Origin of the sequence: Rhizobium phaseoli (assembly GCF_010668805.1) — a bacterium.
Classification (GTDB): Bacteria; Pseudomonadota; Alphaproteobacteria; order Rhizobiales; family Rhizobiaceae; genus Rhizobium; species Rhizobium phaseoli_A.
Genome location: NZ_WUFT01000003.1, coordinates 354911 through 367705 on the forward strand (window position 1 = coordinate 354911; position 12795 = coordinate 367705).

Annotated in this window: 16 protein-coding genes; 8 read left to right on the forward strand and 8 right to left on the reverse strand. The window is 62.2% G+C overall.

All coding sequences use genetic code 11. The features are described from left to right. Nucleotides 1-72: 72 nt before the first annotated feature. Entirely contained in the window at nt 73-378 is a 306-nt protein-coding gene (gene rpmB / locus GR197_RS06810; protein ID WP_007632672.1) for a 50S ribosomal protein L28, read from the reverse strand. A 242-nt stretch (nt 379-620) separates the two neighbouring features. On the opposite strand from rpmB, the gene GR197_RS06815 reads away from it, so the two are divergent. Together GR197_RS06815 and yddG are read left to right on the forward strand one after the other, a co-directional pair. After that, the gene (locus tag GR197_RS06815) at nt 621-1397 is read left to right on the forward strand and encodes a DUF3108 domain-containing protein (RefSeq protein ID WP_164007850.1); all 777 of its coding nucleotides are present in this window, start codon (nt 621-623) and stop codon (nt 1395-1397) included. Between the two features lie 30 nt (nt 1398-1427). Next, a complete protein-coding gene (gene yddG, locus GR197_RS06820; protein WP_164007852.1) occupies nt 1428-2315 on the forward strand; it encodes an aromatic amino acid exporter YddG in 888 nt (295 codons plus the stop codon). A gap of 2 nt (nt 2316-2317) precedes the next feature. Here the strand turns inward: yddG and GR197_RS06825 are convergent, their stop codons facing one another. Together GR197_RS06825 and gloB are read right to left on the reverse strand one after the other, a co-directional pair. Then, nucleotides 2318-2740 (reverse strand): cupin domain-containing protein, encoded by a 423-nt coding sequence (locus tag GR197_RS06825; protein WP_164007854.1) that lies wholly within the window; start codon nt 2738-2740, stop codon nt 2318-2320. Continuing rightward, entirely contained in the window at nt 2740-3510 is a 771-nt protein-coding gene (gloB, locus tag GR197_RS06830; protein ID WP_164007856.1) for a hydroxyacylglutathione hydrolase, read from the reverse strand. The genes GR197_RS06825 and gloB overlap by 1 nt, the downstream gene beginning before the upstream one ends. A gap of 53 nt (nt 3511-3563) precedes the next feature. Here gloB and GR197_RS06835 point away from each other — a divergent pair, with 53 nt between their 5' ends. The 4 genes from GR197_RS06835 to GR197_RS06850 all read left to right on the forward strand — a co-directional run bounded on the left by GR197_RS06835 (nt 3564) and on the right by GR197_RS06850 (nt 6872). Further along, on the forward strand, nt 3564-4340 hold the full coding sequence (locus GR197_RS06835; RefSeq protein WP_164007860.1) for a class I SAM-dependent methyltransferase: 777 nt from the start codon (nt 3564-3566) through the stop codon (nt 4338-4340). 89 nt (nt 4341-4429) lie between these two features. Then, complete coding sequence (gene hisC, locus GR197_RS06840; protein WP_204330090.1) at nt 4430-5527, forward strand: histidinol-phosphate transaminase; 1098 nt, start codon at nt 4430-4432, stop codon at nt 5525-5527. Then, a complete protein-coding gene (locus tag GR197_RS06845) occupies nt 5524-6447 on the forward strand; it encodes a prephenate/arogenate dehydrogenase family protein (protein ID WP_164007865.1) in 924 nt (307 codons plus the stop codon). The genes hisC and GR197_RS06845 overlap by 4 nt, the downstream gene beginning before the upstream one ends. Nucleotides 6448-6452: 5 nt before the next feature. Beyond that, nucleotides 6453-6872, forward strand: a complete 420-nt coding sequence (locus GR197_RS06850) for a GNAT family N-acetyltransferase (RefSeq protein WP_164007867.1) — start codon at nt 6453-6455, stop codon at nt 6870-6872. A gap of 13 nt (nt 6873-6885) precedes the next feature. Here the strand turns inward: GR197_RS06850 and GR197_RS06855 are convergent, their stop codons facing one another. Next, a complete protein-coding gene (locus GR197_RS06855; RefSeq protein ID WP_164007869.1) occupies nt 6886-7902 on the reverse strand; it encodes a DUF2125 domain-containing protein in 1017 nt (338 codons plus the stop codon). 50 nt (nt 7903-7952) lie between these two features. On the opposite strand from GR197_RS06855, the gene GR197_RS06860 reads away from it, so the two are divergent. Then, nucleotides 7953-8483, forward strand: a complete 531-nt coding sequence (locus GR197_RS06860) for a gamma-glutamylcyclotransferase (protein ID WP_164007871.1) — start codon at nt 7953-7955, stop codon at nt 8481-8483. Between the two features lies 1 nt (nt 8484). Here GR197_RS06860 and GR197_RS06865 read toward each other — a convergent pair whose 3' ends face one another. From GR197_RS06865 to ftsE, 4 genes are all read right to left on the reverse strand, one after another. Beyond that, nucleotides 8485-9282, reverse strand: a complete 798-nt coding sequence (locus GR197_RS06865) for a lysophospholipid acyltransferase family protein (RefSeq protein ID WP_164007873.1) — start codon at nt 9280-9282, stop codon at nt 8485-8487. Between the two features lie 167 nt (nt 9283-9449). Beyond that, nucleotides 9450-10166 carry a YdcF family protein gene (locus GR197_RS06870; RefSeq protein WP_164007876.1) on the reverse strand — a complete coding sequence of 239 codons (717 nt, stop codon included), beginning with the start codon at nt 10164-10166 and terminating at the stop codon, nt 9450-9452. Nucleotides 10167-10233: 67 nt separating this feature from the next. Next, nucleotides 10234-11247, reverse strand: a complete 1014-nt coding sequence (locus GR197_RS06875; RefSeq protein WP_164007878.1) for a cell division protein FtsX — start codon at nt 11245-11247, stop codon at nt 10234-10236. Then, entirely contained in the window at nt 11240-11899 is a 660-nt protein-coding gene (gene ftsE / locus GR197_RS06880; protein ID WP_003567051.1) for a cell division ATP-binding protein FtsE, read from the reverse strand. Before ftsE ends, GR197_RS06875 begins: the two co-directional genes overlap by 8 nt. A 206-nt stretch (nt 11900-12105) precedes the next feature. On the opposite strand from ftsE, the gene GR197_RS06885 reads away from it, so the two are divergent. After that, on the forward strand, nt 12106-12756 hold the full coding sequence (locus tag GR197_RS06885; protein WP_164007880.1) for a hypothetical protein: 651 nt from the start codon (nt 12106-12108) through the stop codon (nt 12754-12756). Nucleotides 12757-12795: the final 39 nt, after the last annotated feature.

Below are 12795 nucleotides of genomic sequence, written 5' to 3' on the forward strand. Positions count from 1 at the left end.
CCGGCAAAGCAAAAGGCTTGTCCGGTATCATCCGTTCAAGCCTTTAAAGCCGTATGAAAGAAGGGCAGAAGCTTAGGCAGCAACAGCAACAGCGGCTTCGGCGGTCTTCTTGACGATCTGACGGCGCAGCAGGCGCGCGCGCATCGACAGTTCGGTTTCGTTGGCCTTCAGCAGGAAGGCATCGAGGCCGCCACGATGCTCGACGGAGCGAAGGGCTGCAGCCGAAACGCGAAGACGATAACGCTGGTTGAGGGCGTCGGAAATCAGCGTGACCTGGCACAGGTTCGGCAGGAACCGGCGCTTGGTCTTGTTGTTGGCATGGCTGACATTGTTACCAGTCAGGACGGCCTTGCCGGTCAATTCGCACACGCGGGACATGGAACACCTATTCTTGTTTTTGTCGGGCCATCGAATTGCCATCCCGGTCAAAACCAGGCGCGCAATCCAACGGGCATGATTGGAAAGTTGCGGTTCTATAGTCAGGCAGGCTGCGCGCGTCAAGCCAAACCTTGGCCTTTCCCGCAATTCTGTCAAAAAGCTGCTGTTTTCTTCCCTTCACGGCAGGAGTATAGAGCGCTCTAGCAAAGGCTGCCGGCGCGCGGCAAGACAAGGCTTTATTCATGGCTCATTCGGGCAGACGGATTTTCATTTCGGCGATCACAGCGCTGCTTGCCATACCGGCAGCGGCGGCCGAAATCCAGCATCGGACGGAATACCGGGTGACGCTTGCCGGCCTGCCGATCGCCCGCGCAGCGTTTCTGACGAAGATCGAGGACGATCATAGCTATAACATCGCCGGCAGCATCAACTCGGCCGGTCTTGCCGATCTGGTGACGACGATTTCGGCCAAAACCAGCGTCACCGGCGTCGTGCGCAACGACCGGCTGCAGGCGCAGAATTATTCGCTCTACTACAAGAGCGGCAAAAAAGCCCGCGTCTACGAGGTCAGCTACCGCGACGGCAACATCGTCTCGGCGACGACGACACCGCCGCCGAAACGTCCGAAGAACTGGATCGACGTGACGCCGCGCGATATGCGCTCGGTGCTCGATCCGATCTCCGGCCTGGTCTTCACCGGCGATACCAAGGTCTGCTCGCAGACGCTGCCGATCTTCGACGGCGAGACGCGCATGGATCTGGTACTGTCGCCGAAGGGCGACGAGGATTTCTCGACCAACGGCTTCAAGGGCAAGGCGACTGTCTGCAGCGTGCGCTTCGTGCCGCGCTCGGGCTACAAGAAGGGCCGCAAGGACATCGTCTATCTCAGCAAGAGCGACCGGATGGAAATCTGGTTTGCCAAGTCGGAGGCGGCAAATGTATACGCTCCCGTCTATGTGCGCATTCCCACAGAATATGGAATGGTGACGATCACTGCCGTCAAATACGGCAGCAGCTGACGGAGATCATCCTCCGTCAAAGGGGGACGGGTGAAGCTTCGCGCGACGTTGATCGGTTTTACCGCCATTTTGATGTGGTCGTTCCTGGCGCTGCTGACGGCCGCCTCCGGCAAGATGCCGCCGTTCCAGCTTTCGGCGGTCTGCTTTGCAATCGGCAGCATTCCCGGGCTCGCCGTGCTTGCCCTCAACCCGTCGCGGCTGGCGCTGCTGAAGCAGCCGGCCAAGGTCTGGGTGACCGGTATTTCGGGGCTGTTCGGCTATCATTTCCTCTATTTCACTGCGCTCAGAAACGCGCCGGCGGTCGAGGCGGGGCTGATTGCCTACCTTTGGCCGCTGCTGATCGTCGTCGGCTCGGCGCTGCTGCCGGGCGAGCGGCTGCGCTGGTATCATGTTACCGGCGCCCTTGCCGGGCTTTGCGGCACCTTCCTGATCGTCGGCCGCAACGGCATCGATTTTAACGGCGCCTATGCCGTCGGTTACACCGCCGCTTTCCTCTGCGCCTTCACCTGGTCCGGTTACTCGCTGCTGACCCGGCGTTTCGACGCCGTCTCCACCGATGTCGTCACCGGTTTCTGCCTAGCGACCTCGATCCTGTCGCTCGTCTGCCATCTCGGCCTGGAGACAACCGTCTGGCCGGCGACGGGTTTCGAATGGCTCGCCGTCGCCGGGCTCGGGCTCCTGCCGGTCGGGGCTGCCTTCTATGCCTGGGATTACGGCGTCAAGAACGGCGACATCCAGATCCTCGGCGCGGCAAGTTATGCCGCACCATTGCTTTCGACGCTAATTCTGGTGCTGTTCGGGTTTGCCGAGCCGAGCTGGCGCATCGCGCTTGCCTGCCTGCTGGTCACCGGCGGGGCGGTGCTGGCCGCCCAGGACATGTTCCGCCGCAAGATCCAGCCGCCGATTGTGGCGGAATGATCTCAGCCGCCGGGCGTCCAGCCTGATGGTGCCATCTCGAAGCTCGAAAACGTAAAGCCGGGTGAGACGGTGCAGCCCACAAGGGTGAAATCGCCGAGGCTTTCGGCCGATTGCCACCAATTGGCGGGAATGATCGCCTGCGGCCGCTCGCCGGCCGGGAGGTCGGTTCCGAGCGTCAGGGTCTCGCTCGCCTTCCCATCTTCGGAGCGATGCAGCGAGAGCGGCGCGCCGGCATAATAATGCCAGACCTCCACCGCGTCATGGACGCGATGCCAGTGGGAACGCTGTCCCCTGGTTAGGAGATAATAGATCGCCGTCGAGTGGCCGCGTTCTCCGCCCGCCGTATCGCGGAACGTCTCAGCGTACCAGCCGCCTTCCGGATGCGGCTGCATGGCGAGTCCGCGGATGATGTCTTCGGGAGACATCAGAAATTGTCCTTGCGCTTGCGGATCTCGGCAAAGACTTCCTCATTGGTCTTGCCTTCCATCAGCAGATTGCGGCGGATCGCCGGATCGGCGGCGCGCAGGAACGGGTTGGTTTCCTTTTCGAGGCCCAGCGTCGTCGGGATGGTGAATTTGCCGTCGGCGCGCAAGGCCTCGATCTCGGCGGCGCGGCTCTTCAGACGTTCATTGTCGGGATCGACCGTCAGTGCGAAGCGGGCATTGGACAAGGTGTATTCGTGGCCGAAATAGACGGCGGTCTCATCGGGCAGCACGGCGAGTTTCTGCAGCGAATGCCACATGTCGGCGGCCGGGCGTTCGAACAGCCGGCCGCAGCCGAGCGCAAACAGCGTATCGGCGGCAAAGAGCAGTTTGTCGTCGACGAAGTGATAGCAGATATGGCCGGCGGTGTGGCCAGGCGTCTCGATGACGTTGACGGTGTGATCGCCGAAAAGGAAGCTGTCGCCATCGGCCATCGTCCGGTCGAGGCCGGGAATGGCAATCGCCTCGTTGATCGGGCCGATGATCTCGCAGCCGAACTGCTCCTTCAGCGCCAGGTTGCCAGTGACATGGTCGGTGTGATGATGGGTGGTGAAGATATGGGTGATTTTCCAGCCGCGGCGTGTCGCCGCCTGCAGGATCGGCGCCTCCTCCGGGGCGTCGATCGCCGCGGTAAAGCCTGTCTCCGGATCGTGGACGAGAACGCCGAAATTGTCGGTGCGGCAGAGAAAAACGTCTAATTCCAAAGGTTTCATCGTTCAATAATCCCTTGTCATGCGAGTCTCGCGGAAATGTAGAGGTTCCGGCCTTGAAGTCCAACCGCCCGCTGATAACATTTGTCGCAATGCACGCCGATATCGTCGACCTACGCCAGTTCTACCACTCCGAGCTCGGGCGCTTTGCCGAGCAGTCGATCGCCATGGCGCTGTCCTCGCTCTGGGTGCGGCTGCCGCAAGAGCGTCTGGTCGGTCTTGGCTATGCCGTGCCCTTCCTCGACCACTTCCAGGCCGATACCGAGCGAACCTTCGCCTTCATGCCGGCCGGGCAGGGCGCGGTGAACTGGCCGATGGGCTCGCTCTCGTCGACGGCGCTGATTTTCGACGAGGAACTGCCGCTGCCGGATTCCTCGATCGACCGGGTGCTGATGGTGCATTCGCTGGAATTCGCCGAAAGCCCGCGCGAGACGCTGAAGGAAGTCTGGCGGGTGCTGGCGCCGGGCGGACGGCTGATTATCGTCGTGCCGAACCGGCGCGGCGTCTGGGCGCGCATGGAGCACACGCCCTTCGGCTCTGGCCGGCCCTATTCGCGCGGTCAGCTGACGCATCTGCTGCGCGAAACGAATTTTACGCCCGGCGCGACGGCCGAAGCGCTGTTCTTCCCGCCCTCGAAGCTCAGGACCATCCTGCGCCTTCGCCGCGCCTTCGAGCGGATCGGCCGGACGCTGTGGCCGGCTTTCTCAGGCGTCATCATCGTCGAGGCGCAGAAGCGGCTCTATCAGGGGCTGCCGGTCGCGGCGCGGGCCTCCCGCCGCGTCTTCGTGCCGGTTCTGGCACCCCATGGCGTGCCGACTACACGCAGCCGGTGACGCCGCCCGGCTCTCGACAAGAACCGCATTCCACTTTAATGCCACCTGGTAATTTCCGGCAGTTCCAAGGTCGATCCATGAGCGTTGAGATGAGCAAGCCCGTTCCGCGTCCCGGTATTCTCGATATCGCATCTTATGTGCCGGGCAAGGAACATGCGCCGGGTGTTGCCCGCGTCTACAAGCTTTCGTCCAACGAAACGCCGCTCGGCGCCAGCCCGAAGGCGGTCGATGCGTTCAAGGCTGCTGCCGACAATCTGGGGCGTTACCCGGACGGGCAGGCGGTGGAACTGCGCGAGGCGATTGCCGCCGTGCACGGCCTCAACCCGGCAAACATTCTCTGCGGCAACGGTTCCGACGAATTGCTCGGCCTGCTCTGCCATGTCTATCTCGGCGCCGGCGACGAGGGCATCATCACCGAGCACGGCTTCCTGGTCTACAAGATCCAGATCCTCGGCGCCGGCGCCACGCCTGTCGTCGTCCGGGAAAAGGATCATACCGTCGATGTCGACGCGATCCTTGCGGCGGTGACGGAGAAGACCAAGATCGTCTTCATCGCCAATCCCGGCAACCCAACCGGCACCTATATCCCAGTCAGCGAGATCCGCCGCCTGCAGGCCGGGCTGCCGAAACATGTCGTGCTGGTGCTCGATGCCGCCTATGCAGAATATGTGCGCCGCAACGATTATGAAGCCGGCATCGAGGTGGTGTCCTCCAACGCCAACGTGGTGATGACCCGCACCTTCTCGAAGGCCTACGGGCTTGCGGCGCTGCGGGTCGGCTGGATGTATGCGCCGGCCGAGATCGTCGACGCGGTGAACCGCGTCCGCGGGCCGTTCAATTTGAACGCGCCGGCAATCGCCGCCGGTGCCGCGGCGATCCGCGACCAGGCCTTCATCCAGCAAGCCGTCTCCTTCAACCAGATGTGGGTGGAGACGCTGACCCAGGCGCTCGAAGCGATCGGCCTGAAGGTGACGCCGTCCGTCGCCAACTTCGTCCTCATCCATTTCCCCGAGATCGACGGCAAGCGCGCCGCCGATGCCGATGATCTCCTGACGAGCCGCGGCTACATCCTGCGCGCCGTGCGCAGTTATGGCTTTGCCAATGCGCTCAGGATGAGCATCGGCCCCGACGAGGCCAATCGCGGCGTCATCGCCGCACTCACCGAATTCATGGGACGCAGGGCATGAACGTGCAGTTCGATCGTATCGCGCTGATCGGCATCGGCCTGATCGGCTCTTCACTTGCCTACGACATCAGGCGGCTCGGCCTTGCAAAGGAGATCGTCGTCGCGACGCGTAGCGCCGATACGCTAAAGCGGGCCGAAGAGCTCGGTCTCGGCGACCGCTACACGACGTCTTCGGCCGATGCCGTCAAGGATGCCGATCTGGTGATCGTCTCGGTGCCGGTCGGCGCCTCGGAAAGCGTGGCGAAGGAGATAGCCGCTAGCCTGAAGCCCGGGGCTGTCGTCACCGATGTCGGCTCCACCAAGGCCTCGGTCATCGCGCAGATGCTGCCGCATATGCCTGATAATGTGCATTTCATTCCCGGCCACCCATTGGCCGGCACCGAAAAATCCGGCCCGGATGCCGGCTTCCCGGGCCTCTTCGAAGGCCGCTGGTGTATCTTCACGCCGGTCGCTGGTACCGACGAGATGGCGCTGAAGCGTCTGCGCAGCTTCTGGGAAGCACTCGGCTCGAAGGTCGACGAAATGGATGCGGAGCATCACGACAAGGTGCTGGCGATCGTCTCGCACCTGCCGCATATCATCGCCTACAACATCGTCGGCACCGCCGACGATCTGGAGACGGTGACCGAGTCGGAGGTCATCAAATACTCCGCCTCCGGCTTTCGCGATTTCACCCGACTTGCGGCTTCCGACCCGACCATGTGGCGCGACGTCTGCCTGCACAATCGCGATGCGATCCTCGAAATGCTGGCGCGCTTCTCGGAGGATCTCGCCTATCTGCAGCGCGCGATCCGCTGGGGCGAGGGCGACAAGATCTTCGAACTCTTCACCCGCACGCGCGCCATCCGACGCTCGATCATCCAGGCCGGCCAGGATGTCGATGCGCCTGATTTCGGCCGCCACGCGCTGGACAAGAAGTAACCGCAATGGTGGCGGTGGCGTGCGCCAGCCAGGCGGATATTGATTGGCTCGTTCGCGAGGATGCCAGCGCTGGTCAAGCCTGGGTATCGCGATGCGTGGCGCTTGGCGAATATCTCGTTGCCAGGGAAGCCGGCGAGATCGTCGGTTTCCTGCGCTTCTCCCGCTTCTGGGGCAGAGTTCCCTACATGGAGATGATCCGCGTCCTGCCCGGCCACCGCCGTTTGGGCGTCGGAACGGCGCTGTTTGACGCCTGGGAAGGGGCGATGCGCGGCGACGGCGCCCGCCTGCTGATGACTTCGAGCGAATGCGACGAGAGCCGCCCTCAGGACTGGCATCGCCGCAATGGATTTACCGAAACCGGCGCGATCGAGCTGCCGGGGCTGCAGTCGGTGCCTGAGGTCTTCTTCGTCAAGCGGATAGGCTGAGAGGCGACATATGTCAGATCGGCGGTATCCGGCCGAGCGGGATGAAACCGCTGACGGTGGCGTTGCCGTGATCGACGACGAGATCGACCGAGACCTTGTCTTTGCCGCCCGCAAGCGATTTCAAGAGCTTGGTCGCCGTTTTGACGGTCGAGGCAATATCCGGAAAGGCCTGTTTCAGGCTGTCGCCCCAGGGGCCGAGCTGTTCGATCTCCAGCTTGAATTTTCCCGAGAGCAGGCCCTGTTCGTCGAAGGAGAAGGGGCCGGTCAGCGTCATCACCTTGCCGTCGCCGATGTCGGCGACGATGCGGCGCAGTTCGCCGGTGGCACCATTGAGGCCGCTCGGATCGCTGCCGTCGATCAGGCCGGCCTTGCCGGCCAAGGTCAGATCGATGCTGGCAGAGAATTTCGGGAAGATCTGCGGCCAGTCCTTGATCGCGGTGTTGGCATCCTGCACGGAGATCGCGCCGTCGAGATCGGCACCGTTCTGGCGCAGTTGAATTTCGGTGCGAGCGGCATCGAAGCTGATGGTCTGGCCGGTGTAGGAGGAGACCGCCGTCGCCTTCAGGCCCTCGATGACCGTTGAGCTGCGGTCAATGCCCCGCAACCTCGTCGCCAGGCTTGCTTTCAGGTTTGCCCATTGGGCCGAGATCGAAAGGCCATTGCTGGTGCGGATCGCGGCCGGCGAATCGAGCTCCCAGACGATATTGCCGGGTGCGTAGACCTGCGCTGCCGAACGCAACGCCCCGAAGGTGGCCGAGACGCCGTTGACATGGTCGTCTACATCGATCTTGGAGCAGAACAGGCCGATGCGGAAAGGATAGCCGCGGAATTCGATATCGGAGCATTCGCCGCTGACACCTGCCTGGTCGCGCGGTGCGATCGCCTTCAGCACCGTGGTCTTCAGCGTCGACGCCGCATAGAACCAGCCGCCGGTATAAAGCGCGATCACCAGCAGGATGCCGCCACCCAGCAACCAGAATTTCTTGCCGCTGCTGGATTGGCTGCTGCCGGATTGGCTTGACGCTGCCATGATGTTCTCCAATGGTGAATCGCAAATGTGATTCCGGTCTGGCGTGCGATATGGACGAAATTTGGGTATTTGGCTACGGTTCGCTGATGTGGAATCCGGGCTTCGAGTTCATGGAGCGGGCTGAGGCCCTGATCTACGGCTACAGGCGTTCGCTCTGCGTCCGCTCCTTTGTCCATCGCGGCACGCGCGACAATCCGGGCCTGGTTCTCGGCCTCGACAGGGGCGGCGCCTGCCGCGGCATGGCTTTCCGCATTTCCCCGGAAAAATGGGATGAGGTGATCGATTATCTCCGCGCTCGCGAGCTGGTTACCAATGTCTATCTGGAGCGCCGGGTGCGGCTGCAATTTGCGGGAGGCCGCAGGGCGGAGGCGGTTACCTACATTGCTGATCGCGACCATGAGCAATATGCCGGTACGCTCGACGCATCTGAGGCGGCGCGGGTGGTAAACCAGGCCAAGGGTCAGTCAGGCCCGAATGATGCCTATGTCTTCAACACGGCGATGCATCTCAAGCAGATGGGCATTCGCGATCATTGGCTGGAGCAGGTCGTCGACGAAGTGGAGCGGCTGCGCGCCGCCTGATTTAGGCGGTAGCCGCCTTCAGCCTGCGCAGCTCCGCCAGCCTTTCGACCGCCGTCGGCGGCAGCGGCACATGCGGATTTGCGTCAACGGTTTCGAGCAGAAGCTCGTCGCTTGCCCGCTCCGACACCTCGATCAAATGGGCGAAAAACGCGTCCGGATCCATTCCCGGCATGATCGGCGGCAGGATCTTCACCTTGAAATGACCGGGATAACGACGAATGCTGCGCCGCGGCCAGAAAAGACCGGGATGCATGACGATCGGCACCACGGGGATGGCGAGATCACGGTACATGCGGGCGATGCCATACTTATAGACCGGCTCGGCGCCCGGCGGGCGACGGGTGCCCTCAGGATAGATGATCAGCTGGCGGCCGGTCGAAAGCTCTTCTTTGGTGCGCTTCAGCACCTCGACCATCACCTTGCCGCGGGCGCCGCGATCAACCGGGATCACCCGTTGCTTCTTCGCATACCAGCCGAACAGCGGAATCCACATCAGCTCGCGCTTCAGGATGTAGACCGGGTCCTTCAGCCAGGGCAGCAGCGCATAGGTATCCCAGAAGGATTGGTGCTTCGGCGCCAGGATGTAGCTGCCATCCGGGAGGTTCTCCAGCCCTTCGATCTCGAAGGTGGTGCCGACGATCACCCGCATCAGCCAGTGGTTGGAGCGTGCCCAATTCTTCGGGATCGCATAGGCGGTCAGGCGCGGCGCCAGGAAATAGTATGGCGAGAGAACGATCATCCGGATGATGAGGTTGGCGTAGAAGATCGTGTTGAAGAGGACGGAACGCAGGGCGATCATGAAACTTTCCCGAGGCATGCTCACGCGACCGGCCTACACGATATTGCTCGGCATAAAAAGCGTTTGATGACGTCCCGGAACAGGATTCAGATTTTAGGCCGGGAGTTGGAGCATGATGTCATGAAAAAATTGCTCACAGTTTTCGGCATCATGCTCTGGCAAAAGCGTCAGTTCTCTCCCGACGCGTTTGCCGAGCGCAGCCCTGTGTGGCGACCGAAGCCGGTGATGTTGCGGGCGCCGGTCAGCAGCACTTTTACATATTCGGCAAGCATGACACGCATCGCATTCGGGTCGGTGAACCAGTTGCGGCTCTTCAAATCCGAATTGACCACGGGATAAGCGATGAACTCGATATCGGGATCGACATAGGAGAGCTCGGCGAGGCTTCGCGGCATATGGTAGTTGTTGGTGACGATGAGGACGCTGCGGTATCCCTTGGCGTGGATCCAGTTCGAAGCTTCCTCGGCATTGCCGATCGTGTCGATCGCATCGTAGCCGATATCGACACAGCAGGAGAAGAGATCGGCCGAGCCCTGGGTCATCTTGCGGATCTGCGCCGGTGTGGTCGTCGGGTGCACGCCGGAAATGAGCAGACGCTTGCCGGCACCTTTCTGCAGCAGCTCCACGGCCTGGTCGATGCGTTGGTAACCGCCCGTCAGCACCACGATCGCATCGGCCTTCGGCTCGGCCGGAGGCTTGAGCGTCGTTACGGAATCGGCGAAACGCAGGAAACCGCCGAACACCAGGGCGATTGCCAATATGCAGGCAAAGCCGCCCCAACGCAGCAGGCGGCGGATCAGGCCGCGCCGCGGCGGCAAACCCGCCGGGCGGTCGAGCTCCGGGTCCTGATGAATCGGGTTGGGTGTCGTGTCTCCCATGGTCATGAATCGTGACTATACGCTGATTGCGGCACGGAACAGACGCTTTCATGGCAAAACGGCATGGTCACGATCAACTCGCGATGCCGTCGGTGCGCGTCGGGTCCGAGCGTAATGTATCGATTTCGTAGATCGTCTGCATGACGGTCAGTCGCGCGGTGATGGTGGTCAGGAGCGCAATGACGATCATCGTTGCGAAGATGCCGGCATAACCGAGCACCCCCACCGAGAAGGTGCCGAAGAGCGCCGTCGCCTGGTCCGTTTCCGGAGTGGCGAGGGTGCGGCTTTGCCAGAAACCGGCGGTGGCGAAGAAGAGGGCGGCAAGGGCGCTGCCGATTGCCGAGCCCTTGAGGCTGATCTTCAGGAAATGCTTCTGGAATTCGGTGGCAACGAAGGAACTTTCGGCGCCGACGAAATGCAGAACTTCGACGACGTGACGATTGCCCGACAGCGCGCCGCGCGTGGCGAATACGACGGTGAGCACCATCGCCGTGAAAACCAGCAGCAGGATGCCTGTGCCGATCATGACGGTCGTGTGCGCCATGGACACCAGCCGGTCGACCCAGGTGCGGTGATCGTCGAGGCTGGCCTGCGGGATGCTGTCTTTCAGCAGCGCCCGCATCGAATCGAAATCCGGTGGATTGCTCTCGTCGATGGTGATGATGACGAGGCGGGGAACGGGCAGATCCTTGAGATCGAGACCCGGGCCGAGCCAGGGTTCGAGCAGGCGGGCGGTCGCCGCCTCATCGACGATCTGGCCGCCCTTGGTGCCGACGAAGGTCAGCGCCAGGTCGCGCGCCTGGGTCAGCGCCTTTTCCATGTCGAGATTGTCGTCCGGCTTGATCTGGATGGTGATCTCGCGGGAGATCTGGCTCTCCCAGCTTGCTGCCGTCGAGCGTACCATGCTGACGCCGCCGAGCGTCAGGCAGGCGAGAAAGGCCATGATTGCGATGACCACCATCAACGCACTGCCCTGGATGTTGGATGGCGGCAGGATCGGCGCGGTCGGACGCACGCGCATTTCCGGCCGTTTCTGCTCAGCCTTACCAGGCGCCTTGTCCGGGTTTCTGGATGGGAGCTCAGTCATAGATATCGAGATGCCCCCCCGAGAGGATCATGCGGCGAGCTTCCACCTGTTCCATCAGCGCCAGGTCATGCGTGGCGATCACCACGGCGGTGCCGAGGCGGTTCAGCTCGAGGAAAAGATTGAGCAGCCGCTTGGCCATCGGCGGGTCGACATTGCCTGTGGGTTCGTCGGCAAGCAGCACCTCCGGCCGGTCCATCAGCGCCCTGGCGATCGCGGCGCGCTGCTTCTCGCCGCCGGAGAGCACGGGCGGCAGCACGTTGATGCGTTCGCCGAGGCCGACCCATTTCAACAGTTCCAGGACGTCGGTCTTGTAGGAGCTCTCATCCTTGCCGCGCACGCGTAAGGGCAAAGCGACATTCTCATAGGTCGTCAGATGATCGAGCAGGCGGAAATCTTGGAAGACGATGCCGACGCGGCGGCGCAGCAACGGCAGTTCCGGGCGGGGGATTTCGGAAATGTCGCGCCCGAACATGCGGATCAGGCCGCGCGTCGGCTGCAGCGACATGAACAGCAGCCGCAGCAGCGAAGTCTTGCCGGCGCCCGATGGGCCTGTCAGGAACTGAAAGGATTTCTTCGGAATGTCGAAGGTCAGGTCCCGGAGGATTTCCGGGCCCATGCCATAGCGCAAACCGACATTCTCGAAATGGATCAACGGGCAGCTCAGTCTGTTGTGGGTTTCACCGCGTGACTTGTTAACCAACACCGTTAACAGCCGGTAAATTTTGCCGGAAAGACGCCCGTTTGATGGCGATCTTTGCGAAGCATTAACCATTAAAATTTACGACTGAGCGGGATTCGTTTCAATGCCAAGATTTCCCCTGGCAGCGAAACCATGTGGACATCTGCGAGGCAGCCACCATGGAAGCATCCTCCTTCAGCCGCCGGACACCGGGCCAGGCCTATGATTTCCTGCCGCCGGAACCCGCCGCCCGCCAGCACCGTGCGGCGCGTCCTGCCGATATTTCCGACGCCGAATTCGTGACGCTCGGCAAAATCCGACCAAAGGAATTTGCCGCGAGGACCTATAACGACAACCGCAAGCGTGCGGCTGGCGCACACGCAGCACAGCCGCCGCTGACGCCAGCGATGGCAAGCATTCTGCGGGACGTGGAAGCCTTCCTGCAGCGCGCCTCGATGCGGAGCTTCGCAGGGCTGGTGCTGGCGCTCGCCGTGCTGGTCTTCGGGCTTGCGGGCGGCTTTTCCGGCCTTGCCGCCAAGCCCACCTCTTCCGGAGCGCCGCTGCATTTCACCCATGTGACGGTGGCGCCGCGCGACGCGAACGGCATGCGCGTGCTTGATATCAACGGTATCCTCGAAAATGACAGCGGCACGACGCAGACGGTGCGTCCGATCCGTGCCGACCTCGTGACCGACGAGCGGCTGACCGCAAGCATCGTCATCAATCCGCCGACCGATGTCATCTATGGCGGCCAGAGCCGGGGTTTTTCGGCCCGTGTCCAGCATGCCGGCGGAAAACTGCGCGAGGTCCGGCTTTCATTCTTGCCATAGAGCGCTCGAACGGGGATTGGGTGACTTTCCCGCCGCAAG